Source organism: Shinella sp. 838 (genome assembly GCF_029623935.1).
Taxonomy (GTDB): Bacteria; Pseudomonadota; Alphaproteobacteria; order Rhizobiales; family Rhizobiaceae; genus Shinella.
In genome coordinates this window covers 201133-226039 of record NZ_JARSBQ010000008.1, presented here as the reverse complement: position 1 = coordinate 226039, position 24907 = coordinate 201133, and the positions used below count along the sequence as shown (strand labels likewise).

At 64.7% G+C, this 24907-nt stretch carries 27 protein-coding genes; 13 read left to right on the top strand and 14 right to left on the bottom strand.

All coding sequences use genetic code 11. The annotated features are described in order from the left end of the window. Positions 1-12: 12 nt before the first annotated feature. From P9A16_RS22760 to P9A16_RS22745, 4 genes are all read left to right on the top strand, one after another. On the top strand, positions 13-792 hold the full coding sequence (locus P9A16_RS22760; RefSeq protein WP_023515896.1) for a GNAT family N-acetyltransferase: 780 nt from the start codon (positions 13-15) through the stop codon (positions 790-792). Further along, a complete protein-coding gene (mutT, locus tag P9A16_RS22755) occupies positions 789-1211 on the top strand; it encodes an 8-oxo-dGTP diphosphatase MutT (RefSeq protein WP_023515897.1) in 423 nt (140 codons plus the stop codon). Before P9A16_RS22760 ends, mutT begins: the two co-directional genes overlap by 4 nt. A gap of 112 nt (positions 1212-1323) precedes the next feature. After that, complete coding sequence (locus P9A16_RS22750) at positions 1324-1641, top strand: hypothetical protein (protein WP_023514890.1); 318 nt, start codon at positions 1324-1326, stop codon at positions 1639-1641. Between the two features lie 39 nt (positions 1642-1680). Beyond that, on the top strand, positions 1681-1863 hold the full coding sequence (locus P9A16_RS22745) for a Flp family type IVb pilin (RefSeq protein WP_023514891.1): 183 nt from the start codon (positions 1681-1683) through the stop codon (positions 1861-1863). A 5-nt stretch (positions 1864-1868) separates the two neighbouring features. Here the strand turns inward: P9A16_RS22745 and P9A16_RS22740 are convergent, their stop codons facing one another. Then, on the bottom strand, positions 1869-2738 hold the full coding sequence (locus P9A16_RS22740) for a methyltransferase domain-containing protein (protein ID WP_023514892.1): 870 nt from the start codon (positions 2736-2738) through the stop codon (positions 1869-1871). A 62-nt stretch (positions 2739-2800) separates the two neighbouring features. Here P9A16_RS22740 and P9A16_RS22735 point away from each other — a divergent pair, with 62 nt between their 5' ends. Genes P9A16_RS22735 through P9A16_RS22715 form a run of 5 tightly spaced genes read left to right on the top strand, consistent with a single transcriptional unit; the run spans position 2801 to position 5756 of the window. Further along, the gene (locus P9A16_RS22735) at positions 2801-3592 is read left to right on the top strand and encodes a ComF family protein (RefSeq protein WP_023514893.1); all 792 of its coding nucleotides are present in this window, start codon (positions 2801-2803) and stop codon (positions 3590-3592) included. A gap of 35 nt (positions 3593-3627) precedes the next feature. Further along, positions 3628-3885 (top strand): glutaredoxin 3, encoded by a 258-nt coding sequence (grxC, locus tag P9A16_RS22730; RefSeq protein ID WP_023514894.1) that lies wholly within the window; start codon positions 3628-3630, stop codon positions 3883-3885. A gap of 10 nt (positions 3886-3895) precedes the next feature. Continuing rightward, positions 3896-4753 (top strand): carbon-nitrogen hydrolase family protein, encoded by an 858-nt coding sequence (locus tag P9A16_RS22725; RefSeq protein WP_023514895.1) that lies wholly within the window; start codon positions 3896-3898, stop codon positions 4751-4753. Further along, positions 4750-5178 carry a DUF1178 family protein gene (locus P9A16_RS22720; RefSeq protein ID WP_023514896.1) on the top strand — a complete coding sequence of 143 codons (429 nt, stop codon included), beginning with the start codon at positions 4750-4752 and terminating at the stop codon, positions 5176-5178. Before P9A16_RS22725 ends, P9A16_RS22720 begins: the two co-directional genes overlap by 4 nt. Then, positions 5178-5756 (top strand): DUF3291 domain-containing protein, encoded by a 579-nt coding sequence (locus P9A16_RS22715; RefSeq protein ID WP_023514897.1) that lies wholly within the window; start codon positions 5178-5180, stop codon positions 5754-5756. Before P9A16_RS22720 ends, P9A16_RS22715 begins: the two co-directional genes overlap by 1 nt. A gap of 26 nt (positions 5757-5782) precedes the next feature. Here the strand turns inward: P9A16_RS22715 and ubiG are convergent, their stop codons facing one another. The 4 genes from ubiG to P9A16_RS22695 all read right to left on the bottom strand — a co-directional run bounded on the left by ubiG (position 5783) and on the right by P9A16_RS22695 (position 10474). Beyond that, entirely contained in the window at positions 5783-6532 is a 750-nt protein-coding gene (gene ubiG, locus P9A16_RS22710) for a bifunctional 2-polyprenyl-6-hydroxyphenol methylase/3-demethylubiquinol 3-O-methyltransferase UbiG (RefSeq protein WP_023514898.1), read from the bottom strand. Between the two features lie 94 nt (positions 6533-6626). Beyond that, positions 6627-7751, bottom strand: a complete 1125-nt coding sequence (locus P9A16_RS22705; RefSeq protein WP_023514899.1) for a mandelate racemase/muconate lactonizing enzyme family protein — start codon at positions 7749-7751, stop codon at positions 6627-6629. 72 nt (positions 7752-7823) lie between these two features. Further along, positions 7824-9323 carry an aldehyde dehydrogenase family protein gene (locus P9A16_RS22700; protein ID WP_023514900.1) on the bottom strand — a complete coding sequence of 500 codons (1500 nt, stop codon included), beginning with the start codon at positions 9321-9323 and terminating at the stop codon, positions 7824-7826. Positions 9324-9331: 8 nt separating this feature from the next. Further along, positions 9332-10474, bottom strand: coding sequence for an iron-containing alcohol dehydrogenase (locus tag P9A16_RS22695; protein WP_023514901.1), 1143 nt, complete (start codon positions 10472-10474; stop codon positions 9332-9334). Between the two features lie 91 nt (positions 10475-10565). On the opposite strand from P9A16_RS22695, the gene P9A16_RS22690 reads away from it, so the two are divergent. The 4 genes from P9A16_RS22690 (at position 10566) to P9A16_RS22675 (ending at position 13826) form a co-directional block, all read left to right on the top strand. Then, positions 10566-11489 carry a LysR substrate-binding domain-containing protein gene (locus tag P9A16_RS22690; RefSeq protein ID WP_023514902.1) on the top strand — a complete coding sequence of 308 codons (924 nt, stop codon included), beginning with the start codon at positions 10566-10568 and terminating at the stop codon, positions 11487-11489. Positions 11490-11637: 148 nt separating this feature from the next. Then, positions 11638-12399, top strand: a complete 762-nt coding sequence (locus P9A16_RS22685) for a DUF6030 family protein (RefSeq protein WP_156032058.1) — start codon at positions 11638-11640, stop codon at positions 12397-12399. Then, positions 12396-13019, top strand: a complete 624-nt coding sequence (locus P9A16_RS22680) for a thermonuclease family protein (RefSeq protein WP_023514904.1) — start codon at positions 12396-12398, stop codon at positions 13017-13019. Before P9A16_RS22685 ends, P9A16_RS22680 begins: the two co-directional genes overlap by 4 nt. 57 nt (positions 13020-13076) lie before the next feature. Further along, complete coding sequence (locus P9A16_RS22675; RefSeq protein ID WP_023514905.1) at positions 13077-13826, top strand: metallophosphoesterase; 750 nt, start codon at positions 13077-13079, stop codon at positions 13824-13826. Positions 13827-13832: 6 nt separating this feature from the next. Here P9A16_RS22675 and P9A16_RS22670 read toward each other — a convergent pair whose 3' ends face one another. The 9 genes from P9A16_RS22670 to P9A16_RS22630 all read right to left on the bottom strand — a co-directional run bounded on the left by P9A16_RS22670 (position 13833) and on the right by P9A16_RS22630 (position 24812). Next, entirely contained in the window at positions 13833-15260 is a 1428-nt protein-coding gene (locus P9A16_RS22670; RefSeq protein WP_023514906.1) for a mannose-1-phosphate guanylyltransferase/mannose-6-phosphate isomerase, read from the bottom strand. A gap of 222 nt (positions 15261-15482) precedes the next feature. Continuing rightward, on the bottom strand, positions 15483-15890 hold the full coding sequence (locus tag P9A16_RS22665) for a F0F1 ATP synthase subunit epsilon (protein ID WP_050745594.1): 408 nt from the start codon (positions 15888-15890) through the stop codon (positions 15483-15485). Between the two features lie 122 nt (positions 15891-16012). After that, positions 16013-17542: a F0F1 ATP synthase subunit beta gene (atpD, locus tag P9A16_RS22660; RefSeq protein WP_023516621.1), complete on the bottom strand. Its 1530-nt coding sequence runs from the start codon at positions 17540-17542 to the stop codon at positions 16013-16015. Between the two features lie 26 nt (positions 17543-17568). Then, complete coding sequence (locus P9A16_RS22655) at positions 17569-18450, bottom strand: F0F1 ATP synthase subunit gamma (RefSeq protein WP_023516620.1); 882 nt, start codon at positions 18448-18450, stop codon at positions 17569-17571. 116 nt (positions 18451-18566) lie between these two features. Then, the gene (atpA, locus tag P9A16_RS22650) at positions 18567-20096 is read right to left on the bottom strand and encodes a F0F1 ATP synthase subunit alpha (protein ID WP_278025944.1); all 1530 of its coding nucleotides are present in this window, start codon (positions 20094-20096) and stop codon (positions 18567-18569) included. Then, complete coding sequence (locus P9A16_RS22645; protein WP_024271131.1) at positions 20096-20662, bottom strand: F0F1 ATP synthase subunit delta; 567 nt, start codon at positions 20660-20662, stop codon at positions 20096-20098. The genes atpA and P9A16_RS22645 overlap by 1 nt, the downstream gene beginning before the upstream one ends. 262 nt (positions 20663-20924) lie before the next feature. Beyond that, on the bottom strand, positions 20925-21308 hold the full coding sequence (locus P9A16_RS22640; protein WP_023513904.1) for an AGROH133_08824 family phage infection protein: 384 nt from the start codon (positions 21306-21308) through the stop codon (positions 20925-20927). 104 nt (positions 21309-21412) lie between these two features. Continuing rightward, positions 21413-23617 carry a primosomal protein N' gene (locus P9A16_RS22635; RefSeq protein ID WP_023513903.1) on the bottom strand — a complete coding sequence of 735 codons (2205 nt, stop codon included), beginning with the start codon at positions 23615-23617 and terminating at the stop codon, positions 21413-21415. Between the two features lie 58 nt (positions 23618-23675). Then, positions 23676-24812, bottom strand: coding sequence for an AAA family ATPase (locus P9A16_RS22630; protein WP_278025943.1), 1137 nt, complete (start codon positions 24810-24812; stop codon positions 23676-23678). Positions 24813-24907 lie beyond the last annotated feature (95 nt).

The following is a 24907-nucleotide window of genomic DNA, read 5'->3' as shown; positions in this document are numbered from 1 at the left end:
AGGCCTTCTTGCGTGACGCCATCAGAAGAAAACACCAGCGATCTGCCAAAAGTCCGCCGGCTCGAAGCCGTCGGCTTCCGCGCGTGGCCGGCCGCCTCCGTGCACTATGATGGAAGCTGGCTGTTCCGGCTGACCGCCGGCCACCCCTCACGCCGGCTGAACTCGGTGAACCCGCTCGACCCGTCCGACACCCGCGATCTCGACATCCGCCTCCAGAAGGCGGCAAAGAAGTTTTCCGACTACGGGCGCCCGCTGCTGGTGCGCCAGACGCCGCTGACCCCACCGAAACTCGTCGCCCATATGGACGAGGCCGGCTGGACGGAGGCGGGCCGCACCATCGTCATGATGGCGGACCTTGCGACCCTTCCGCGCGACGAAGGCCTCGACCATCTGCCGAGCCGCGACGTCGGCCGCTTCGTCGATGCGCGCATCCGCGTTGCCGGCGACGACCCGGCGTTGAAGCCCGGCCTCACCGAGATTATCAACGCCATCAAGCCGGAAACCGGCCTCTTCATCTTCGAGGAGCCCGATTTCGGCCCTGCAGCGGTGGCGATCGCCGTGCATGACAACGACCTTGTCGGTGTCCTCCAGCTTGGCGTCGCAAAAGAGAAGCGCGGCAGCGGCCTCGGCACTGCCGTCCTTCACGCCGCCCTGCGCTGGGCAAAGCTCAAGGGCGCCCGGCAGGCCTGGGTGCAGGTCGAGGCCGACAATGCGGCCGGCATCGCACTCTACCGCCGCGCCGGCTTCAAGGACGTCTACCAGTATTGCTACAGGGGGCCTGCCGCGGCATGAGCGAAATCGAAGCGAAACCCCGCCGCATTCTGCTCGTCGCTGCGTGCGCGCTCGTCGACGCTGATGGCCGCATCCTTCTGGCCCAGCGCCCGGAGGGAAAGACGCTCGCCGGTCTCTGGGAATTTCCGGGTGGCAAGGTAGAACCCGGCGAGACGCCGGAGGAGACGTTGATCCGCGAACTGGACGAGGAACTCGGCATCCGCACGAAGGTTGCCTGCCTGGCCCCGCTGACCTTCGCCAGCCACACCTATGACGACTTCCATCTCCTGATGCCGCTCTACATCTGCCGCCGTTTCGAGGGCACCGCCCATGGCCGCGAGGGGCAGGCGATCAAATGGGTGCGCCCGAAGGCGCTGCGCGACTATCCCATGCCGCCGGCCGACGAGCCGCTCATTCCCTTCCTGATGGACCTTCTCTGAACGGAACGGCAGGGATTTACCCCGTATTTTTCAGTCTCCGTTAAGCAATCGTTTAGCACCATAGTTCAAAGATTGGGCCTAACGTTGCAATGAATGCCTACGAGACCCTCAGATGCGTGACGAAGACTTCTGGAAAACCGTTCAGGAGAAGGATTTCACGCCGGCCGGCGATAGCCGGACCGGCGCGCTCAACCTCGCCCTCCTCTTCGGCACCGCCGTCATCGCGCTTGCTCTGGTTCTGACCCCGGTCCTGTCCGCCAAGACCGACAAGCGCATGATGGCGAATGTGCCCGATGAATTCGACATGATCTCGACGGGCTCGATCCCGTCGGAAGGTGGAAAACGCTATACGGTGCGCCGCAGCGTCCTGCAGGAAATGCCCGGCGCCGTGTGCATCGTGAACGGTAACGGTGTCAGCAACGGCTGCTGAACGGGCGATACAAATGCGCGACGGGCGCGGGAGAGTGGAATGGTGCTGAAATTGCTGAGATCATTCTGCTCCGACCGCGCCGGCGGCACGGCTATCGAATACGGGCTCCTGCTGACGCTAATCTCGATTGGCCTGCTGGCAGGTCTCGAAGCCTTCAGCGGCGGCCTCTCGAACACCCTGACCACGATCTCGAACAGTATGGATTCCGCCGGCAAGGGCTAGCCGGATCAGTCAGAACCGCCTTGCTTCAGAGCATCGGCGAGGCGCATCGTCGCAGAACCGGGTTTCAACGGCTTCTGCTGGCTTTCGTGCGGTGCCCAGCCCGATACGTAGATGATCGAAAAACTCGCGCGGATACGCCCGTCCGGATCGGAGAACCGTTCCGCGTAAAGCTCCGCCGCGCGCAGGAACGTGCCGCGCGTCAGCGGCCGGCGGCTGCGGCCGGCGAGCGGATTGGCCATGCCCATGGCCCGCAGGTCCTTCATCAGCGGAAAGATCGAGTCGTAGCGCACCGTATAGGTCTCCCGGTCCGTCACCGGCAGGGCGAAGCCACCACGCTGCAGAAGCGCGCCGACATCGCGCACATCCGGGAAGGGAATGACCCGCGGGCTCGCCCCACCCATGATTTCGCTTTCCGCCGCAAGCAGCACCTCGCGCAGTTCCTGCAGGGTGCCACTGCCCGGGATGGCCGCGAGAAACAGCCCGTCCGGCTTCAACGCGCGGCGGATCTGCACGAAGACGCCCGGTGTGTCGTTGGTGAGGTGCAGCGCCAGCGGCGAGACGATGAGGTTGGCCGATTGCGGCTCCAGCGGCACCGTTTCGAGCGGGGAGACCGTCAGCGCCTCACCCGGCGCCGCAAACCGTGCATCGCTCTCCACCCGCTCCATTGCGTCCACTTTACCCGTCGCGACGATCGCCCGCGCCGTAGCCCCCGTGTGGCCGTGCAGCTCGACCGCCCGCTCGAACCGGCGCTCGATGACACTGAGCCTTTCGGCAAGCTCCCGCGCCACCACGTCGAGCAGGAAATCCGCCGGCTGGCCGGCAAGCGCGCGCCGCCGGTTCGTGTCGATCAGGGATTGGTCGAAGAGCGTTTCCATGGGAGAGGTCCAGTTCGCAATTCCATTCGCTTTGGCCGCTTGCACCGACTATTGTCAACCGCATGGGCGAAATCGAGGCCGAAACAACGCCGGCAGTCCCGCTCCGGCTGGCCCTCGTCCGTCGGCTGCGCGATCTTGCGGGCGGCGCCCTCGACCTCGTCTATCCGCCGGCCTGCGCCGGCTGCGGCGCGCTGCTCGGCAGCCGCGCAAGCCTCTGCCCGCACTGCTGGTCGAAGCTCGCCCTGATCGAACGCCCCTATTGCGAGGTGCTCGGCACTCCCTTCTCCCACGATCTCGGCCCGGGGATCCTCAGCGCCGACGCCATCGCCAGCCCGCCACCCTTCGACCGGCTGCGCTCCGTCGCCCTCTACGACGACCTTGCCCGTGTACTCGTCCACGCGCTGAAATACCGCGACCGCACCGATCTCGCGCCGATGATGGCGAGGTGGATGCTACGCGCCGGCGACGGCACCGTGGAGGCCGCACACGCCATCGTTCCCGTTCCCCTGCATCGCTTCCGTCTCCTCTGGCGCAAGTTCAACCAGTCGTCGGAGCTTGCTCGCGCACTCGGCGAGTTGTCCGGCACGCCCGTGCTCATCGATGCCGTGCGACGGACGAAACGCACCCGCCGTCAGATCGGCCTCGGGCCCCGCGCCCGCGAGGAGAACGTGCGCGGTGCCTTCACCGTTACGCCCGAAGGCCGCGAGGCGCTGTTCGGCCGCCGCGTGGTGCTCATTGATGACGTCTATACCACTGGAGCCACCGTTTCGGCCGTCACGCGCGCGCTGAAACGGGCGGGTGCTGCCGACATCACCGTTTTGACCTTTGCAAGGGCGCTTCCCGGACCTATATGAAAGATAAGGTTTTCCAAGCTTTGGAGCAGGAGAATATGGCTTCGGTCGTCATCTATACGCGTCAGTTCTGCGGCTATTGCAGCGCCGCCAAGAAACTTTTCGAAACCAAGGGCGTGACCTACGAGGAGCACGACGCGACCTATGCGCCGGAGATCCGCCAGGAGATGATCAAGCGCGCCAACGGCCGCAGCACCTTCCCGCAGATCTTCATCGACGAACGCCATGTCGGCGGCTGTGACGACTTGCATGCCCTGGAGCGCGCCGGCGAACTCGACGCCCTGCTCGCCGCCTGAGGAGCATCCCATGACCGTCACGATCGCCGCCCTCCAGATGTGTTCCGGGACGGATCCCGTCCGCAACGTGGAGGCAATGCGGCGCCTCGTGCGCGAGGCAGCCGCCAAGGGCGCCGTCTACGTCCAGACGCCGGAAATGACCGGCGCACTCCAGCGCGACCGCGCGGGACTGCGCGCCATTCTGCGCACGGAGGCCGATGATCTCGTGGTCGCCGCTGCAGCCGAGCTTGCCGCTGAACTCGGCATTCACCTGCATGTCGGCTCCACCGCCATCGCGCTTACCGACGGCAAGGTCGCCAATCGCGGCTTCCTGTTCGGCCCTGATGGCGGGCAGATCTGCAGCTACGACAAGATCCACATGTTCGATGTCAATCTCGACAACGGCGAGAGCTGGCGCGAAAGCGCGGTCTATTCGCCGGGTTCCGTCGCGCGCATGGCCGAGCTTCCCTTCGCAAAGCTCGGCTTCGCCATCTGCTACGACGTGCGTTTCCCTGAGCTCTTCAAGCTGCAGGCTCAGGCCGGTGCGGAGATCATCTCGGTTCCCGCCGCCTTCACGCGCCAGACCGGCGAAGCCCATTGGGAAACGCTGCTGCGCGCCCGCGCCATCGAAAACGGCGTCTACATCATCGCCGCCGCACAGGCCGGCGTGCACGAGGATGGTCGCGAAACCTTCGGCCATTCCATGATCATCGATCCCTGGGGGCGCGTCCTGGCCTGCGCCGGCGGCACCGGCGAGGCCATCGTGCTTGCCGAGATCGACAGCGCCGCCGTCAAGGCCGCGCATGACAAGATCCCCAACCTGCGCAACGGGCGCACCTTCACGCTTGAAGCGGCGAAGGCCCCCGCGAAGGGAGGCGTTGCCGCTTGATCCGCTACGAGCTTTCCTGTGACAACGGGCACACCTTCGAAGGATGGTTCGGCTCGGCGGACGATTTCGACCGCCAGCAGAAGAAGGCGCTCGTCTCCTGTCCCACCTGCGGCTCCAGCCATGTCGCCAAGCGCCTGATGGCGCCCTCCGTCTCGACCGCCCGCAAGAAAGAGCGCCGCCAGGAGCTCGTGGTGCAGGCCGGCCAGAAGGAGATGATGAACAAGCTTCGCGAAATCGTCTCGACCATCCGCGCCAATTCGGAGGATGTCGGTGAGCGCTTTCCCGAGGAAGCCCGCAAGATTCACTACGGCGAGGCCGAGCAGCGCGGTCTGATCGGTCGGGCCTCCGCGGAAGAGGTGCGCGAGTTGCTGGAGGAAGGCGTCGAGGTCGCGCCCCTTCCCGTCCTGCCCGACGAAACCAACTGATGCGCGGCCATCATCTCGCAATCTACAATTTCGGCCTGCATGTCGACGACTACGAAAGCCCGCGCGTCGAAGGCTTCCGTCTGCGCGAGCCGCTGAATTTCGAGGCCGCGAACCGGGCGGAAGGATTTGCCGGCCGTTCCGGCTATGACGGCGAGCCGGGGCCGGAAAGCTGGGGCGAAAAGGTCTATCCGCGGTTTATCGCCGGCAGCGGCTTTTTGGATGCCCCTTCCTCACTTTCACTGTGGGTCAGCCTCGAGGCGCTGATGGCCTTCAGCTACAATGGCGTGCATGCCGATGCCCTGAAACACGCCCGCAACTGGAACCAGCGGCAGGCCTGGCCCGCCCTCGTGCTCTGGTGGGTGGCGGAAGGCGACCGGCCGGTCTGGGCCGATGGCGCCGAACGGCTGGAGCATCTTGCCGATCACGGCCCCACGCCCCGCGCCTTTACTTTCAAGACACCCTTCTGCCCCGACGGCAAGGCCATTGGCATCGACCGGGAAGGCGTGAAGGCGATTGCCGCACGCAATGCGGCCGGGCAGGAGGACCTGCTGGCCGTCGCGAAAACGTTGAAGGCCTGAACCGAAGACTTTGCTCCGCGCCGGCTTCAGGCAGAGGCGCGGCGTGCCACCAGCATGTAGTTCACATCCATGTCCTTCGACAGGTTCCACTGGTTGGACAGCGGATTGAAGAACACGCCGGTGCGATCCGTCACCGTCAGCCCCGAGGCCGTCAGCGGCTTTTCGATTTCCTCCGGACGCACCAGCTTTTCGTATTGATGGGTGCCGCGCGGCAGCCAGCGCAGCACGTTCTCCGCGGCGAAGATCGCCAGCGCCGCCGCTTTCAGCGTGCGGTTGATCGTGGCGACGAACATCATGCCCCCGGGGCGCACCATGGAGGCGCAGGTGGTAAGGAAGAAATCGACGTCGGAAACGTGTTCGACCACTTCCATGTTGAGCACGACATCGAAGGTCTCGCCGGCTTCCGCCAGCGCCTCGGCGGTCACGGCGCGGTAGTCGACCGGAACGCCACTGCCAGCCGCATGGGCCTTGGCGATGCCAATGTTCTTTTCCGAGGCATCCGCACCGAGCACATCCGCTCCCATGCGCGCCATCGGCTCGGAGAGCAGGCCGCCGCCGCAGCCGATATCGAGGATACGCAGGCCCTCGAGCGGGCGATGCGCCGTGGGGTCGCGGCCGAACTGTGCGGAAACGAGATCGCGGACATAGGTGAGGCGGACCGGATTGAACTTGTGCAGGGGCCGGAACTTCCCGGCCGGATCCCACCATTCAGCCGCCATCGCCGAAAAGCGGTCGACTTCCGCCTGGTCGATCGTCGTGCGGGCTGCCTCGCTCATGGCTCGTCTCCTTCGCGTCCGTGTCCCCCGTGAAGTCGGCCTCCCCGGCACGGATGTCAAGGGTTGAATGCCGAGGGAGACGAAGTGAAGCGGCTCAGCCGAGTCGCGTCGCGCGGAGCCTATCCTCGTCGAGGATGACACCGAGGCCGGGCGCATCGCCAAGCACCAGCCATCCCCCCTCGTGCTGCAGCGGCGCCCGCAGCGGATAATCGCGGCGTGCCTCGCTCCATTCCGGCCCGTCATAGGGATATTCGAGAAAGGGAGCATCGCCTGCGCCCGCCGTCAGATGCGCATTGGCAAGCACGCCGATGCCGTTCGTCCAGGAATGCGGGGTAAAGGCGACACCCGCCTCGCGCGCCTGGAAGGCAAGCCGCCTGCATCCCGTGATGCCGCCGACCAGCGCCACGTCCGGCTGGATCACATCGAAGGCCCGCTCCTCGATAATGTCGCGGAACTCATAGAGCTCACGCGTCATTTCCCCGCCCGCGATGCGCACGCTCGTCGCCTCCTTCAGGGCCTTCATGCCCTTGCGGTCGGAGCGGTGCAGCGGCTCCTCCATCCAGTAGACACCGAGCCGTTCCAGCTCCCGCGCAACAACGAGCGCATCCTTGAAGCTCCAGGGGAGCGTCGTGTCCCAGGGCATGCGCCAACCCTGGTTGCAGTCGACCATCAGCTCCAGCCGGTCGCCGACCCGCGTACGGATCGCCTCCAGTGCCTTCACGTCCGCTCGCCAGCCATCGCGACCACCGGCGGAGGAAGAGAAGCGCACCTTCATCGCCGGAAAGCCCTCCGCGAGGTAGCGCTCGGCCTGGTCGGCCATGGCGGAAGGCGCGCGCAGCACGCCGGAGGACGCGTAGAGCCGCACCCGGTCGGCGCGGCCGCCAAGCATGCGCCAGACCGGCTCGCCCGTCACCTTGCCCGCTAGGTCCCAGAGCGCCAGATCGAGAGGCCAGCAGCGGCCATAGTGGAAATTGATGTGCGAGAGCACTTCATAGTGCCGTTCGAGATGGCGCGGATCCTCGCCGATGAACAGGTCCTCATGCCCCTCGAACCCCTTCATCAGATCACCCGAGCCGACCCCTTCGCGGCCGTTTTCATCGCGCACGCGCACGATCGTCGCGTCGAAATGGTTGCGCGGGCGCCCGTCCCAGCTTGCCTTGAACGGCGGATCGAGCGGCAGCCGGTGATGGCTGATGCCAATGGAAACGATCTTGTTCATGTGCCCCTCCCCGAGAGCAATTCCTGGAACAGTGCACAGCCGTCTTCCAGAGCGTTTGCCAAACCAAGAGCCTCAGCCGAACTGCTGCCAGATCGTCTTGTAGTCACAATATTTGTCGATCGCATGCACCGAGCGGTCCCGGCCGAAGCCCGACTGCTTGAAGCCGCCGAAGGGCGTCGCGAAATTCGACATGTCATAGGTGTTGATCCAGACCGTTCCGGCATGGATGCCGTCGGAAAAGCGGTGCGCCCGGTCCATGTCGCGTGTGAAGACGGCGCCGGCAAGCCCGTAGATCGTGTCGTTGGCGATGGCGAGCGCTTCCTCCTCCGTGTCGAAGGCGATGGCCGCAAGCACAGGCCCGAAAATCTCCTGCCGGGCGATACGCATGTCGTTCGTCACATCCGTGATGACACCGGGCGAGACATAGTGACCACCCGTCTCGGACAGCACCCGCTCCGCGCCGAAGACGCGGCGTCCACCGTCCTTCTCGCCCGCCGCGACGAGGCCGAGGACCTTGTCCATGTGCTCCGCCTCGATCAGGGCTCCGATCTGCGCAGACTGCTCGAAGGGATGCGCCAGCACGATCTCGCGCCTCACCACGGCCTCGATCTTTTCGATCAGTGCGTCCTGCACCGGGCGCTGCACGAGAAGGCGCGTCGCGGCATGACAGGTTTCGCCGGAATTGTAGAAGCCCCCCCAGGCGGCCGCACTCGCCGCCGCGTCGAGGTCCGCATCGGCGAAGACGACGAGCGGCGACTTGCCGCCGAGCTCCAGCGCCACGCGCTTGAGGTTCGACTGGGCAGCATAGCCCATGACCAGCTTGCCCACCTCGGTCGAGCCGGTGAAGGCGACCATGTCCACGTCCATGTGCAGCGCAAGCGGCTTGCCGACCTCCTCGCCGAAGCCCGTGACGACGTTGAAGACGCCCGCAGGCAAGCCCGCCTCGATGGCAAGTTCGGCGAGCCGCAACGCCGAGAGCGAGGATTGCTCCGCCGGCTTCAGCACCACGGAGTTGCCGGCGGCGATCGCCGGCCCCAGCTTCCACGCGTCGATGATCATCGGATAGTTCCATGGCGTGATCGCCGCGACGACACCGAGCGGCACCTTGCGGACGAGAGCGCGCGCCTTCGGCCCGGTCGGCGCGATCTCATCATACATCTTGTCGATCATCTCGCCGTAGTACTGGATGCCCTCGGCGCAGAGGCGCACGTCGACGCCGAGCGAGGCCTGCACCGGCTTTCCGACATCGAGCGTTTCGAGAAGCGCCAGCTCTTCGCCGTGGACCCGGATCAGCTCCGCCCAGCGCAGCATGATCCGCTTCTTCTCGAGCGGCTCCCTGCCACGCCATACGCCGCTGGCAAAGGCCGTGCGGGCAGCGGCAACAGCACGATCGACATCGGCCGCATCGCCGCGCGCCAGAACAGCGCCGGGCTGACCGTCCATGGGCCGCGTTCGGGTAAAGGTCCGGCCGGAAACAGCAGGCTGCCCCCTGCCATCGACGAAATGCCCACGGGCAAGCAAGAGGCCGGCAAGGCGTTCTTCCCAATAGGCGCGGCTGTGCTGATTGGTCATGGTCGTCCTCAGAGCGCCCGGGGCAGGGCCATCATGATGGTGGCGAAGGCATCGATATCGGCATCGGAAACCGGCAGGATCGTCGCGCGACGCATCGGCTGGTTCTCCGGCGCGCGCATTTCACGGGCAAGGTCGTCGGCGGTGAAGGCCGCAAAGGCGGCCGGCAAGGCGCGGACGATGCCGCAGCGATCCATCAGGCCGGCAACGAACACGGGCAGCATCGCCGCGTCCTGCAAGCCACAAGCCCGTGCCGCCGCGGCGAGATCGGTCGTGTCGGCCTCGACGAGCCAGTCGAGCGTCGCCTCGAAGCCGAGCGCCGTGGCGAGCCCATGATGCACCGGCGCAAGCCCCGCAAGCGCGTGACTGATTGTATGGGCGATCGCCGTACCGCAATTGTCGATCGCGATACCGGCATAACAGGCACCGAGCAGCACCTTGCCCCGTGCCTCCCTGTCCGCCGGATTCTTCACCGCCGTTTCCAGCGCCTCCACGAGGAGACCGAGAGCGGCGTGGGCATAGAGCGCGGCGCCGGCATGGGCGTTGCGGTTGGTCGTTGCCTCGAAGGCGTGCACGAAGGCGTCGAGACCGCACCAGGCGGTAAGGTTTGGCGGAAGCGTTACGGTCAACGCCGGATCGAGAAGCACGAGGTCCGCCTTGGTTTCCGGCCCCCAGATCCACAGTTTCTTGCCTTCCGGCCCGGTGAAGATGGTCGTCGCAGAGGTTTCAGAGCCGGTGCCCGCCGTCGTCGGCACCAGGATCTTGCGCAGCGGCCGGCAAGGCAGCGGATGGGCGGCAAGCGCATAGTGCATCGGGCCATGCGCATCCGCCGCCACACAGGCGGCAATCTTGGCGATATCCAGCGCCGAGCCGCCGCCGAGACCGACGACAAGGTCCTTGCCGCGAGCGGCGGCCGTGGCGGCCTCGACGGCAGCCAGCTTCGGCTCGCCGGAAAATCCGCAGAAGAACTCCACCGTTACCTCTTCGGCATTAAACTGGGCGGCCAACCGCTCACCGAGCCCGCCGGCAGCAAGAAACCCGTCCATGACGACAAGCACGGCGCGGGCACCAAGCGCACGCGCGGATGCGGCGATGGTTTCATGAACCCCTTCGCCGAAACGGATCTCGGGCACGAAAGACGTTGTGAACTGCACGGAACCTCCCAAATGGATTTGCCGAACCGTGCATCACAATTTCAAATTTTCAAATACTGGGATTATTCGGTCTTTTTGATAACATGACATCATGAAAGACGCCCTGCTCGCCCATATTCCCCTTGAGGCCTTCCGTGTCCTCGATGCCGCCTGCCGGCATATGAATTTTTCACGTGCCGGGCGGGAACTGAACATCACCCAGGCAGCCGTCAGCCGACGCATCAAGGGACTGGAGGATCATCTCGGCACGCAGCTCTTCACCCGCAGCGGCAAAAACCTGGCACTGACGCCGCGCGGCGAAAAGCTGTTCCAGCGCGTGCGCGCTTCGCTCGACTATCTGGAGGAAAGCCTGGAGCCGTTCCGCATCGGCGCGGCACAGAGTATCTCGCTCGCCGCCAGCGGATCTGTCTCCCATCTCTGGCTCGGCAGGCGACTGCGCGATTTCGCTCGCGACAATCCCGACGTCGCGCTCCGCCTCGTCACCTCGGATAGCCCGGCAGACCTCGCCTCGGAAAACAACGACCTCGTCATCCTCTACAGCGCAGGTGAGCACCCCCGCTGGACGCTGACGCCACTGCTCTCCGAAACGCTAGCCCCTGTCGCCGCACCGGACTACATCGCCCGCAAAGGCCTTGATGCCACCGCAATCGCGCCAACCGATCTCGCCGCCCTCGATCTCATCGACTACGAGCGCTTCAACGCCAACTGGATCTCCTTCCGGCCCTGGCTGGAGCGGGTCGCGCCACAGGCGCTTCGCAAGGCGGCGCCGCGACCGCACCTCACCTTTTCCACCTATGCGCTCGCCATCGATGCAGCCCTCAGCGGCGACGGCGTGGCGCTCGGCAGCCTCGACCTCCTCGCCGCCCCGCTTGCCGAGGGTACGCTGGTGCAGCTTGGGGACGCGCGCCTCGTCACAGGCTACGGTTATCATCTCGGCCTGCCGAAATTCCGCACCTCGCCCCCAGAGGCGGTCCGGCTGCACGAAAGCCTGCTTGCCAGCCGCACCGCACCATAGGACGTGCGCTTGCAGGCATCCGGGGAGTAGCCTATCAGGAGCGGGAGATCGATGGATCCGGCCCGGCGTGAAGGGGTCCGGCATCACCGCATCGACACGGGCAACGGCGCGGTTCAGCATGACGGAGCGGAAGCAAGGCAGATCCGGCTTGGTTGTCTTCGGGCTTTTGGCCATCGTGCTGCTCGGAGCGATCGGCGCGACCGTTCTCCTGGCCAACGACTACCGCAATCTCAACCGGCTGCTCGACCGCTTCGGCTACGCTCCCGTCACGGCAACGCCGCAGACACGCGCGCTGCGCCCCTATGAGCTGAAGGGCAACCGCGTGCCGCGCCCCAAGGGCCTCATTTCGGAACGGCTCCTGACGCCCGTCACGCCGATGCAGACCCAGTTTGTCCGCTCCATCCGCAAGGCACCGGAAATGCTTTGCGAGGCATTGCGCCGCAGCGGCTTCGAGACGGCCGGCTGGAAGGCCGGGCTGTTCGACCAGCAGAGCTGGGAATGCCAGTCCTATCGCGAATTTGTGGATGCAAACGACGGCCCGAATCCGTCCTCCTCCGCCTTCCTGTCGATCAAGGGTAATGCGGAAACCCGCGTCTCCTCCTTCCGCATCAAGCTCAACATCGAGAACACCGCGACACAGAACCGCGTGACCGACGCCGTCATCGCGGCGATCGAGGTCTTCCTCGACGAGCTGCGCTGGGAAGACGCGCCCGACATCGTCGCCGATATCCGGGCCCTCAAGGAGTTCGACATCATCCGCTTCGGCAACCGCATCCAGCTCAAGAAGGAATTCAGCGAGACGCCACGTTACAATTTCATCATCACGCCGGACCGCACGCGAAACCGCGGATCCTACCTGCCGGATTATTTCGACCGCGGCCGCTGGCTGCCGCTGCCCGACAAGTTATGACGCGCAAGAGGTCGATAGAGGTCAGAAAGGGTACGGGACGGTGGGCGGCGATCTTTGCCCTCCTCCTTGCAGTCGCCGCCGCCCATGCCACCGGCCTCGAACCCGGCCCGGTTTCGGACGACCCGATCTGGACCGACAAGCCCGTGCGCATCGACCGGAAGACACAGGCCTATGAGCGGCTGGCCGTCGAGCCGGTCATGGTGCCGCTGCGCCTTCATCCAACCACCCGCGCCACAGCCTTCGACAGCGCCTCCTTTGCGGACCGCGGGCGGCTCTATGTGCTGACGGACGCCGTGCCCGTCGATCCGAAACGCTTCTGCCGCGACACGGACGGCTCGGTCGCCGTCTGCGGCCAGAAGGCGCGGATCGCCCTCAAGCGGCTGGTTGCCGGCAAGAGCCTGACCTGCAAGGAAGATATCCGGTTTGCCGGCGTATCGTTCGTCACCTGCTCGGCCGGCGGCAGGGATCTCGCCGAAACGCTTGTCGCGAGCGGTGCGGCTTCGGCCGCCACGCCGCGGCTTGTTCGCGTCCAGGAAGACGCCATGCAGCGGAAGGCCGGCATCTGGATGGACGCGGAATGCCGCGCGCGCGGACGATGCCCATCGGCCGGGCGGCGCTGACGTTGATGCGCCACTTTGTCGGTTCCCTCCCCGACCCATCCCCGCTATGACGGGCCTATGACCCTTCCTGCCCAGCCCATCCTTCGTCAGCGCCTCACCCTTTCCGCCGAACGGCCGCTGATCTACGCCATCGGTGACGTGCATGGCTCCCTCGACGCCCTGCTGGCGCTGGAAGAGCGGATTCGCCGCGACGCCGCGGGCCGGATGTCCGAGCAGCCGCTCATCCTCTATCTCGGCGACTATGTCGACCGCGGCCCGGCTTCCGCGGCGGTGGTCGAGCATCTGGCAACGCCCGATCATGGCGACGGCATCGCGCGCATCGCGCTGTGCGGCAACCATGACGACACATTCCTGAAGTTCATCTTCAATCCGCACCAGCACCTGCGCTGGCTGGACTACGGCGGCGACGCCACACTGCGCTCCTACGGGCTGGATCTTGCGGATTATCCGGACCGCGACGCGGCGATGTACACACTCGGCGAAGATCTGCGCCGGGCGGTTCCGCAGCACCATGTCGATTTCCTGCAGAACCTGCCGATCGCATTGGCCAGCGGCGACCGGCTCTTCGTGCATGCGGGGATCATGCCGGGCATCCCACTCGCCCACCAGGAAGACCACGACCTGATCTGGATCCGCGAACCCTTCCTCAGCGAAGGTCCCGGCCTGCCTCTGACGGTCATCCATGGCCATACCGCGGGGCGCGAGCCGGTCTTCGGCAAGGGCCGCATCTGCATCGATACGACCTGCTACGCCACCGGCCGCTTGACCGCCCTCAAGGTGACCCTTGCGGGCGCGGACCTGGTTTAGGGATCATCACCCCCGCCCGAATTCGTCCTCGATGCGGATGATGTCATCCTCGCCGAGATAGGAACCGGTCTGCACTTCGATCAGTTCGAGCAGGATTTTTCCCGGATTGGCGAGACGATGCACTTCGCCCTGCGGAATGTAGACGGACTCGTTCTCGCGCAAAGGGATCGTCCTGTCGCCGATCGTCACCTCGGCCGTGCCCCGCACCACGATCCAGTGTTCGGAGCGATGATGGTGCTTTTGCAGCGACAGCCGCTTGCCCGGCGTCACGAACAGGCGCTTGACCTGGAAACGCTCGCCGTTCAGCACCGACGTGTAGCCGCCCCAGGGCCGGTAGGATGTCGGGTGTGTCTCGGTCAGCTTGGCCGTCTTCGGCAGACTGGCCAGATGCTTCACCAGCTTGCCGACATTCTGGCTGTCCTCCATGCGGCCGACATAGACGGCGTCCTCGCTGGCAATGACCGCGACATTGTCGAGGCCCTGCACGGCAACATGGATATCCCGCGAGATGACCAGCGAATTCCGGGTATCGAGCACCGTCGTGCTGCCGTCGGCAACGTTGCCGGCTTCGTCCTGTCGGCCGGTCTTCCACACCGAATCCCAGCTGCCGAGGTCGGACCAGGTGATCGGCGAAGGCACGACCGCGGCGATCGGCGTTTTCTCGAAGATCGCATAATCGACGGAAATATCGGGTGCCCGCGAAAACGCCGCCTCGTCGAGCCGTTCAAAATCGAGGTCATGCTGTGCCCTGGCGACGGCCTCACCCGCAGCGTCCAGCACTTCGGGCGCATATTGACGAAGCTCGCGCAGGAAAAGCCCGACCGGCAGCATGAACATGCCTGAATTCCAGAGATAGCCGCCGGCGGCCAGCATGGCTGTCGCCTTCTCATGATTGGGCTTTTCGACGAACCGGCGCACAGCATTGGCGCCGTTGCCAAGGTCCTCGCCGATCTCGATATAGCCGTAGCCGGTCGCCGGCTCGCTTGGCGTGATACCGAAGGTCACGAGACGACCAGCCTGGGCGGCCGCGGCCGCCTTGGCGATGCAATCGAAATAGATGGCGTTGGCATCGATCTCGTGGTCGGAGGCAAGCACCTGCATGATCGCGTCATCGCCGTGGAGGCGCGCGATGAAGGTCGCGGCCGCCGCAAGCGCCGGCGCCGTGTTGCGGGCAACGGGCTCAAGCAGGATCGAGGTCAGCGCGACACCAGCGGCCCGGGCCTGTTCGGCAACGAGAAAGCGGAAATCGCTGTTGGTGACGACGATCGGCGCCGCATAGAGCCCTGCATCGGCGACACGCGCCAGCGTCTTCTGGAAGAGCGTGGTTTCCCCCAGGAATTCGAGGAACTGCTTCGGCGCGGAAGCGCGCGACAGAGGCCAGAGGCGGGTGCCCTTACCGCCGGCCATGATGACGGGTACGATCTTGCTGCTCATCCTGCTCGTCCTGATGCGTTGGTCCGCCGTCATGGCGCACGCTTTGCGCGCCACTCTCGCCCGGCGTCGTAAAGAAACAGCAAACTACCACAACCTGACGTTCCGCTCGGGTACGCAATGTTGCGGATAAGGTAAAGAGGACCTTCTCCGGAAGCAGTAAATCGCGGGCAACAAAAAACCCGCCAAAGCGGCGGGTTTGGTAGGCCGGACTGCGAACCGCAATCAGACCGGTACGACGATGCCCTGCAGGGTGGTGAGTTCGGCGAGATAGGTCTCGATACCGAACTTCTGGTCGTCGGACTTGGCGTGATCAAGCTCGGCACGCGCAGCTTCGATGCGGCGAACGATGTCGTCGCTCTTGAAGTCGTCGACATGCACGGCCGATTCGGCCAGCAGCGTGCACCCGGTCGGGATGATGTCGGCGAAACCGCCGAAGACCACGTAGCGGTCCTTCTTGCCGTCCGCGAACTTCACGGTGACGATACCCGGCTTGATCGTCGTCATGGTCGGCGCGTGGTTGGCCATGACGGTCATCTCGCCCTCGGTCGCCGGGATGACGACTTCGCTCACACTGCCGGAAACCAGCAGGCGCTCGGGAGAAACGAGTTCAAAGTTGAAACTGTCGGCCATGACCATTCACTTCTTTTTGACTAATCCGGTCAGCAGAGCAATTCTTGGAAAAGCGCGAGACGGCTTTCCATCCGGAATTGCGGGAATATGAGAGGGCGCCCTTGACGGGCGCCCTAAGTTCATCAAGCGGCTTCAGCAGCCAGCTTCTTGGCCTTCTCGATCGCTTCTTCCATGGAACCGACCATGTAGAAGGCGGCTTCCGGCAGGTGATCGTACTCGCCGTTAACGAGGCCCTTGAAACCCTTGATCGTGTCTTCGAGAGCGACGAGCTTGCCCGGCGAACCGGTGAAGACTTCGGCGACGAAGAACGGCTGGGACAGGAAGCGCTCGATCTTGCGGGCGCGGGCAACGGCCAGCTTGTCGTCTTCCGACAGTTCGTCCATGCCGAGGATGGCGATGATGTCCTGGAGGGCCTTGTAGCGCTGCAGGGTCGTCTGGACCTTACGGGCGACTTCGTAGTGCTCTTCGCCGACAACGATCGGGTCAAGCATGCGCGAGGTCGAGTCGAGCGGGTCGACGGCCGGGTAGATGCCCTTTTCGGCGATCGAACGGGACAGAACCGTCGTGGCGTCCAGGTGGGCGAACGAGGTTGCCGGCGCCGGGTCGGTCAAGTCGTCGGCGGGAACGTAGATGGCCTGAACCGAGGTGATCGAGCCCTTGGTCGTGGTGGTGATGCGTTCCTGCATCTGGCCCATGTCCGTGGCGAGCGTCGGCTGGTAGCCCACGGCCGACGGGATACGGCCGAGCAGAGCCGACACTTCGGAGCCTGCCTGGGTGAAGCGGAAGATGTTGTCGACGAAGAACAGAACGTCCTGGCCCTTGTCGCGGAAGTCTTCGGCGATCGTCAGGCCCGTCAGGGCGACGCGAGCGCGGGCGCCCGGCGGTTCGTTCATCTGGCCGTAAACGAGGGCAGCCTTGGAGCCTTCGCCGCCGCCGTGCTTGTTCACGCCGGATTCGATCATTTCGTGGTAAAGGTCGTTGCCTTCGCGGGTGCGTTCACCCACGCCTGCAAACACCGAGTAACCACCGTGCGCCTTGGCGACGTTGTTGATCAGTTCCATGATGAGAACGGTCTTGCCGACGCCTGCGCCGCCGAAGAGGCCGATCTTGCCGCCCTTTGCGTAAGGCGCGAGCAGATCGACGACCTTGATGCCGGTGACGAGAATCTGGGCTTCCGTGGACTGCTCGACATAGGCCGGTGCGTCCTGGTGGATGGCGCGGCGGCCGGAGGTGACCAGCGGACCGGCTTCGTCGACGGGCTCGCCGATGACGTTCATGATGCGGCCGAGCGTCTCGTCGCCGACCGGAACTGTGATCGGAGCGCCGGTATCGGTGACCGGCTGGCCGCGAACGAGACCTTCGGTCGAGTCCATGGCGATCGTGCGAACCGTGTTCTCGCCGAGGTGCTGGGCGACTTCGAGAACGAGGCGGTTGCCGTTGTTGTCGGTTTCCAGCGCGTTCAGGATGAGCGGCAGGTCGCCGTCAAAAGCGACGTCGACAACGGCGCCGATAACCTGGGTAACGCGACCGGTTGCACCGGCTGCGACCGGAGCCGCCGCCTTGGTTGCAGCAGCCGTCTTTGCTGCCGGCTTGCGAGCTGCCGGCTTCTTTTCTACTGCGGCGGTTTCCTTCGGGGTAGCTGCCTTAGCCATGTATCTTACCCTCTTTGTCCTGGTCCTTAGAGCGCTTCAGCGCCCGAGATGATTTCGATGAGTTCCTTGGTGATCTGAGCCTGACGCTGACGGTTGTAGTTGAGCGTCAGCTTGTTGATCATCTCACCAGCATTGCGGGTCGCGTTGTCCATGGCGCTCATCTTGGCACCCATTTCGCCGGCGACGTTCTCGAGCAGGGCCCGGAAGATCTGGACGGAAATGTTGCGCGGGATGAGATCCCCGAGGATCGCGCCAGCATCCGGCTCGTAGTCGTAGATCGCCGTCGCGCCCGTCGTCTCGGCAGCAACCGCAGGAGCGGACGCCGGAACGAGCTGGAGCGCTGTCGGGATCTGCGCGATGACCGACTTGAACTCGGAATAGAAGAGCGTGCAGACGTCGAATTCGCCCTGCTCGAACAGACCGATGACCTTGTGGCCGATCTGGTCTGCATTGGCGAAGCCGATCTTCTTGACTTCACGCAAGTCGACACGGTCGATGATCAGCGAGGCGAATTCGCGCCGCAGGATATCGAAACCTTTTTTGCCGACGCAGATGATCTTGACCGTCTTGCCGCTCGCCAGAAGCTTGCGGGTATGGTCACGCGCCAGACGCGCGATCTGCGAATTGAAGCCGCCGCAAAGGCCACGTTCGGCCGTGCAGACGACGAGGAGATGAACCTGGTCCTTGCCCGTACCGGTCATCAAGCGCGGCGCCGAATCGTCCTGGCCGACAGCCTGGGCGATGTTGGCGAGAACGGCGCTCATGCGCTGCGAATAGGGCCGGGCGGCCTCGGCCGCTTCCTGGGCACGCCGAAGCTTTGCCGCGGCGACCATCTTCATCGCCTTGGTAATCTTCTGCGTCGCCTTGACGGAGGCGATCCGGTTTTTCAGATCCTTAAGTGAAGGCATCCGTTTTCCGTCCTGTAACACGATCCGGGAGAAGGTTCCCTCAGCGGATCATGCGTCAATCAAAGTTCCCGGGCTGCCTGCGCGCCGGAGGCGCGCAGGGCTCGAGCCGTTAGGTCTCAGCCGAAGCTCTTGGCGAAGGCATCGAGAGCAGCCTTGAGCTTGCCCTTGGTGTCGTCGCTGATCGCCTTGTCGGTGCGGATCGTGTCGAGGATCGCCTTGCCCTCGGAACGCATGTAGCCGAGCAGGCCCTGCTCGAACTTGCCGACCTCGGCGACCGGCAGCTTGTCGAGGTAGCCGTTGACGCCTGCGAAGATCACGACGACCTGCTCTTCCGTCTTCAGCGGCGAGAACTGCGGCTGCTTCAGGAGTTCGGTCAGGCGGGCACCGCGGTTGAGCAGGCGCTGCGTTGCGGCGTCGAGGTCCGAGCCGAACTGAGCGAAGGCTGCCATTTCGCGGTACTGGGCGAGCTCCCCCTTGATCGAGCCGGCGACCTGCTTCATCGCCTTGATCTGAGCGGACGAGCCGACGCGGGAAACCGACAGGCCGACGTTCACGGCCGGGCGGATACCCTGGCAGAACAGGTCCGTTTCAAGGAAGATCTGGCCGTCGGTGATCGAGATCACGTTGGTCGGGATGAACGCCGAAACGTCGTTGCCCTGAGTTTCGATGACCGGCAGAGCCGTCAGCGAGCCGGCGCCCATCTCGTCGTTGAGCTTTGCAGCGCGCTCGAGGAGACGCGAGTGCAGATAGAAGACGTCGCCCGGATAGGCTTCGCGGCCCGGCGGGCGGCGCAGCAGGAGCGACATCTGGCGATAGGAAACGGCCTGCTTGGAAAGGTCGTCGTAACCGATGAGGGCGTGCTTGCCGTTGTCGCGGAAGTATTCGCCCATCGCGCAGCCGGCGAACGGTGCGAGGTACTGCATCGGCGCCGGGTCGGAGGCGGTAGCAGCAACGATGATCGAGTACTGGAGAGCGCCGCGCTCTTCGAGAACCTTCACGAACTGGGCGACGGTCGAGCGCTTCTGGCCGATAGCGACGTAGACGCAGTACAGCTTGTCGCCGTCCGGGCCGTTGTCGTGGATCGCCTTCTGGTTCAGGATCGTGTCCAGAATGATGGCGGTCTTGCCGGTCTGGCGGTCGCCGATGACCAGCTCGCGCTGGCCGCGGCCGACCGGGATGAGGGCGTCGATGGCCTTGAGGCCGGTCGACATCGGCTCATGCACCGACTTGCGCGGAATGATGCCCGGAGCCTTGACGTCAACGCGGGCGCGCTGCTTGGCATTGATCGGGCCCTTGCCGTCGATCGGATTGCCAAGCGCATCAACGACGCGGCCGAGCAGCTCCGGACCAACCGGCACGTCCACGATGGCGCCGGTCCGCTTGACGGTGTCGCCTTCCTTGATGTCACGGTCGGAACCGAAGATAACGACACCGACGTTGTCGCTTTCCAGGTTCAGCGCCATGCCGCGGATGCCACCGGGGAACTCGACCATTTCGCCGGCCTGGACATTATCGAGGCCGTAAACGCGGGCGATACCGTCACCGACGGAGAGCACCTGGCCGACTTCCGAGACTTCCGCCTCTTTGCCGAAGTTTTTGATCTGATCTTTGAGAATTGCGGAAATTTCCGCGGCGCGGATATCCATCAGCCGACCTCTTTCAGTGCAAGCTTAAGAGTAGAGAGTTTGGTGCGAAGGGACGTGTCGATCTGGCGGGATCCCACCTTGACGACCAGACCACCGAGAATGGACGGATCGACGGTGACGGCAATCGCCACGTCTTTGCCGGTGACGCCTTTCAGCGCCGCCTTCAATTCTGTTTCCTGCGCTGCGGTCAGCGCATGGGCCGAGGTGACCTCGGCCGTGATTTCACCGCGGGCGCGGGCCGCGATGACGCGGTATGCCTTGATCATGCCCGGAACGGCGAAGAGGCGGCGATTTGACGCAACCACCTTGAGGAAGTTTGCCACGAGGCCCGTAATGCCGGCCTTGGCGGCAACGGCAGCAATGGCCTTGGTCTGATCTTCGGCGGAGAAGACGGGGCTGGCGATCAGCCGCTTCAGGTCGTCGCTTTCGTCGATCATCGCCTGGAAACGGGCAAGATCGGCACCGACACTGTCAGCCGAACCGGCTTCCTGAGCGAGGTCGAAAAGCGAAGACGCGTATCTTTCTGCAACACCGGAAACAAGCTGGGATGTGTCTGCCACGGGCACAAGCTTCTCTTCTTTTCATTCAAGAGGCAGGGCAGTAGCTGAGCTACGGTCCTAACCACCTGAAATCGTTGCGGTAATCTTCAGTTCCTACAGGCTTTGGCGCCCGCTTTTTCTGAATTTCGCGGTTCGTCTAGCATAGGAAACCGGGACTCGCAACACGCCGGGCGCAGGAATGCGCCATAAGTCGGCCACAGTCGGGGCAAAAGTTGACTGCGCGGACTATGTTCTCTCACCTTTGAGCGTAAGAAGCCGCTTTTTGCGCTCAGAGGAAGCCGAAGGCATATCCGAGCGGCAGCGCGGCGAGTACCGCCTGCACCGCGAGAACGAGGAGGTTCTTGGCTGTGAAGGAACCGTCCGACATCAACGAGAGAATCCGGCCGAAAGCGGCCAGTGCGAACCCACCGCCGATCGCCATGTAGATCCAGCTCTGCGCCATCAACAGCGCGACGATGGCGATCCCCGCGTAGAAGCCGCCGGCCGAGCGGGCGAAGGCATATCCCTCGCGGCTTCCATCCCGCATCTGGAGCCCTGCAAGCTTCAACGCAGTACCCGGCGCGAACAGAGCGAAAAGGCCGAAGAGCACGGTCACAGCGGCTGCACAGAAGGCCAGGAACTCGCCCGTCTCGGTGGGGATGTAGAATTCCATCGCAGCGTTTCTCCCGTCAGTGCCCGTCGCCCTCTATCGCACAGGCAACCGACAGGCAGAAGCGCGTCTGAAACATTCGCACAACTCTTTGTTAACCCTCGGCCTTAGAGGAAACTCTGCGGATCGATATCAAGCTGCACCTGAAGCGTGGCCCGCTCCTTCGGCCCGTTGGCGAGCATGGTCCGCAGGAAAGTCTGCATGTCGCTGTTGCGCCGCCCATGCACCAGCAGACGGAAACGATGGCGGCCACGGATCAACGCCAGCGGCGCCTCCGCCGGGCCGAGGATCGAGATGCCGGTGACCTGCGGTGCCGCCTGCCGCAGCCCGCGAGCATGGGCCTCCGCCTCGCCGCGCGTGTCAGCGGAGACGATGACCGAGGCGAGCCGGCCAAACGGCGGCAGCAGCGCCTTTTCCCGTTCGCCGATCTCGCGATCGTAAAAGGCCTGCGCATCGCCCGAGACGATGGCCTGCATGACGGGATGCGCCGGCTGATAGGTCTGGATAAGACCATGGCTCTTGAGGCCCGAGCGGCCCGCACGCCCCGTCACCTGCGAGAGAAGCTGGAAGGTCCGCTCCGCCGCGCGTGGATCGCCGTTCGAGAGTCCCAGATCCGCATCCACCACACCGACCAGCGACATCAGCGGGAAATTGTGCCCCTTGGCGACAAGCTGCGTGCCGATGACGATGTCCGCCTCACCGCGCGCGATCGCCTCCAGCTCCAGCCTGAGCCGCTTTACACCCATCAGATCGGAAGAAAGCACGATGGTGCGCGCCTCCGGGAAATGCCGCTCCACCTCCTCGGCGATACGCTCCACCCCCGGCCCGCAGGCGGCAAGGTGGTCGAAGGTGCCGCATTCCGGGCAGGCCTCGGGCGTGCGCTCGGCATGGCCGCAATGGTGGCACTGGATCTGCCCGCGGAACCGGTGCTCGACCAGCCAGCTCGAACATTGCGGGCACTGGAACCGATGGCCGCAGACCCGGCAGAGCGTCAGCGGCGCATAGCCCCGGCGATTGAGAAAGAGCAGCGCCTGCTGTTCCTTCTGGATGGTGCGCTGGATGCCGCGCAGCATGACCGGCGAGAGAAAGCCGCCGCGCGCCGGGGGATGGCGCCGCATGTCGACGAGATGCAGATCCGGCAGCGCCGCATCGCCGTAGCGCGTCGGCAGATGTAGTTTGCGGTAGCGCCCGACATCGCTGTTGACGCGACTTTCGACCGAAGGCGTCGCCGAGACGAGCACGGCCGGAAAATCACCGATGCGCGCCCTGACCACCGCCATATCGCGGGCATTATAGAAGACGCGGTCCTCCTGCTTGTAGGCCGGATCATGCTCCTCGTCGACGATGACGAGGCCGAGATTTTCAAAGGGCAGGAACAGTGCCGACCGCGCACCGGCCACGACCCGCACATCGCCCGTCGTCACCTGCCGCCAGACGCGTTCGCGGGTGCGCGGGGCGAGATCGGAATGCCACTCCGCGGGCTTTGCTCCGAAACGATCATGAAACCGCTCGAGAAAACTTGCCGTCAACGCGATTTCCGGCAGCAGGATAAGCACCTGCTTGCCCCGTCGCAGCGTCTCGGCGATCGCCTCGAAATAGACCTCGGTCTTGCCCGAGCCGGTGATGCCGTCGATCAGCGAGACGGAGAATTCCCCCTTTTGCACGCTCTCGACCAGTTCCGCAGCGCTGTCCGTCTGTGGCCCTTCCAGCCGCGGTGCGACGTAGTCCGGGTCCGGCAGAGCCACCACCGGCGGCGGCGGCAGGAAGACCGTCTCGAAGGTGCCCTGCTTCACCAGTCCGTCGATGACGCTCGTCGACGTGCCGGAGGCATGCGCAAGGCCAGAGCGCGTCCAGGGTATGCCGTCCTCGATCAACTCGAGCACGCGTTCACGCGCACTCGTCAGCCGCTCCGGCCGATGGCCCGTGAAACGCAGCCCCTCGATCATGGGTTCGGGATCGAAGGCAGTCGGCGCGCGCAGCGCCATGCGGGCGACGAGGCCGGGCGGCGTCACCGTATAAGCGGAAACCCAATCGAGGAAATCGCGCATCTCCTTCGAAAGCGGCGGGCAATCGAACACCTTTTCGATCGGCCGCAGTTTCTTCGGATCGACCCTTCCGTCGTCGCTACCGTCCCAGACGACACCGGGCACCAGCCGGGGCCCCAGCGGCACCCGCACGATCGAACCCGGTTCCACCGCCATACCCTCGGGCACAGAATAGGAATAGGGCACGGGCGTCGGCACCGGCACCATCACGGGCACCGTGCGCGGAAAGAGTTTCTCCCCGAAAAGGTCGATCGAATCGCTGCTCATCGCCCGCGAAGATGCCCCCACCGCCGCGCGAAGAAAACCGCAAAGATCGCCGTCCCGCTCATTCGTCGTCCTCGGCCATTTCACCGGTCAGCCGCATGCCGTCGATCCAGGTCGCCCCGTCATTGCGGATGACACGCTTCGCCCGGACGCCGCAGCGCGTCTCCACCTCCTGCGCCAATCGTTCGGAATGGGTGACGATCCAGATTTGGCTCGATTGCGCCGCCCGGGCGATCATTTCGGCCAGCGGCGGCAGCATGTCCGGATGGAGACTTGCCTCCGGCTCGTTGAGCGCGATCAAGGGAGGCGTACGATAGGAAAGAAGGGCAGCGGCGAGCGCCAGGAAACGGATCTGCCCGTCGGAAAGCTCGCGTGGCTGGAAGACACGCTGCGGAAACTGCGGGAACACCAGACCGTAGGACGCGAACTCCTCCGGCTCCGGTACGGAAAGCCGCGCCCCGCCGAAGGCGTCCGACACCGCTCGGTCGAGATCGAGCGTATCCTCCCGCGTCCAGGTGAGCGTCGCGAAGACCGCCGCCATGTTCGCTCCGTCCTGGTCGAGCAATGGCGCGGTAACGGCAAGGCACGGCTGGCGCAGCGCCGAATCCCGATCGGAGCGGAAGCCGTGGAAGAAGCGCCATTGCGAGACGGCACGGCGGAAGGTGCCGATCTCGGGATAATGGCCGGCATCACCCAGCAGCGCGATGGCCGTTTCCGAAGTCAGTGCCTGCTCGGGATGCTCGACCATGCGGCCGGTCTCGTCGCGCACCAATATGCCCGGCCCGGTGCGCTTCATCACCGTCACCGGCCGGCGGCCGGTCTCGATGGTCAACTCCTCCGCCTTCACCTGCGGCTCGAAGGCGAAACCCGCCGCAGCTTTCGGAGGGCGCAAGCCGGCCTCGACACGGTAGCGGAAGGTGATCGCCCGTTCTTCGTCGAGGAGCTCCGTTTCGAGACGGATACGCACCGGCTCGTTCGCCCGCCGCCGGCCCGTCCAGAGCGCCGAGGTCATGCCGCCTTCCGCGGCGATCTCATGGGCGAAGTTTCCGCGCACCGCGGCCTGCACCAGCTGGAGCGATCGATAGAGATTCGATTTGCCCGCTCCGTTTTCACCGACGAACAGGTTCACGCGGCCGAGATCCATGCGGATCGAGCGCAGCGAACGATAGTTTTCGGCGGACATGGAACGCAAAAGCATGATGGCCCCGGAATGAAGGAAGACCCTCTCTATACCAGCCACCGTGTCTAGAGGAAGGCAGACCGCTTTGCCCAGCCCCGACGCGAACGTTAGCA

Bases quoted from the DNA above. Each gene is read 5' to 3' on its own strand.
- atpA (WP_278025944.1), bottom strand. From the start codon at position 20,096: ATGGATATCCGCGCCGCGGAAATTTCCGCAATTCTCAAAGATCAGATC.
- P9A16_RS22750 (WP_023514890.1), top strand. From the start codon at position 1,324: ATGCGTGACGAAGACTTCTGGAAAACCGTTCAGGAGAAGGATTTCACG.
- P9A16_RS22665 (WP_050745594.1), bottom strand. From the start codon at position 15,890: ATGGCCGACAGTTTCAACTTTGAACTCGTTTCTCCCGAGCGCCTGCTG.
- ubiG (WP_023514898.1), bottom strand. From the start codon at position 6,532: ATGAGCGAGGCAGCCCGCACGACGATCGACCAGGCGGAAGTCGACCGC.
- P9A16_RS22705 (WP_023514899.1), bottom strand. From the start codon at position 7,751: ATGAACAAGATCGTTTCCATTGGCATCAGCCATCACCGGCTGCCGCTC.
- P9A16_RS22745 (WP_023514891.1), top strand. From the start codon at position 1,681: ATGGTGCTGAAATTGCTGAGATCATTCTGCTCCGACCGCGCCGGCGGC.
- P9A16_RS22670 (WP_023514906.1), bottom strand. From the start codon at position 15,260: ATGAGCAGCAAGATCGTACCCGTCATCATGGCCGGCGGTAAGGGCACC.
- P9A16_RS22675 (WP_023514905.1), top strand. From the start codon at position 13,077: ATGACCCTTCCTGCCCAGCCCATCCTTCGTCAGCGCCTCACCCTTTCC.
- P9A16_RS22630 (WP_278025943.1), bottom strand. From the start codon at position 24,812: ATGCTTTTGCGTTCCATGTCCGCCGAAAACTATCGTTCGCTGCGCTCG.
- atpD (WP_023516621.1), bottom strand. From the start codon at position 17,542: ATGGCTAAGGCAGCTACCCCGAAGGAAACCGCCGCAGTAGAAAAGAAG.
- P9A16_RS22700 (WP_023514900.1), bottom strand. From the start codon at position 9,323: ATGACCAATCAGCACAGCCGCGCCTATTGGGAAGAACGCCTTGCCGGC.
- P9A16_RS22740 (WP_023514892.1), bottom strand. From the start codon at position 2,738: ATGGAAACGCTCTTCGACCAATCCCTGATCGACACGAACCGGCGGCGC.
- P9A16_RS22725 (WP_023514895.1), top strand. From the start codon at position 3,896: ATGACCGTCACGATCGCCGCCCTCCAGATGTGTTCCGGGACGGATCCC.
- P9A16_RS22715 (WP_023514897.1), top strand. From the start codon at position 5,178: ATGCGCGGCCATCATCTCGCAATCTACAATTTCGGCCTGCATGTCGAC.
- grxC (WP_023514894.1), top strand. From the start codon at position 3,628: ATGGCTTCGGTCGTCATCTATACGCGTCAGTTCTGCGGCTATTGCAGC.
- mutT (WP_023515897.1), top strand. From the start codon at position 789: ATGAGCGAAATCGAAGCGAAACCCCGCCGCATTCTGCTCGTCGCTGCG.
- P9A16_RS22655 (WP_023516620.1), bottom strand. From the start codon at position 18,450: ATGCCTTCACTTAAGGATCTGAAAAACCGGATCGCCTCCGTCAAGGCG.
- P9A16_RS22635 (WP_023513903.1), bottom strand. From the start codon at position 23,617: ATGAGCAGCGATTCGATCGACCTTTTCGGGGAGAAACTCTTTCCGCGC.
- P9A16_RS22640 (WP_023513904.1), bottom strand. From the start codon at position 21,308: ATGGAATTCTACATCCCCACCGAGACGGGCGAGTTCCTGGCCTTCTGT.
- P9A16_RS22735 (WP_023514893.1), top strand. From the start codon at position 2,801: ATGGGCGAAATCGAGGCCGAAACAACGCCGGCAGTCCCGCTCCGGCTG.
- P9A16_RS22690 (WP_023514902.1), top strand. From the start codon at position 10,566: ATGAAAGACGCCCTGCTCGCCCATATTCCCCTTGAGGCCTTCCGTGTC.
- P9A16_RS22680 (WP_023514904.1), top strand. From the start codon at position 12,396: ATGACGCGCAAGAGGTCGATAGAGGTCAGAAAGGGTACGGGACGGTGG.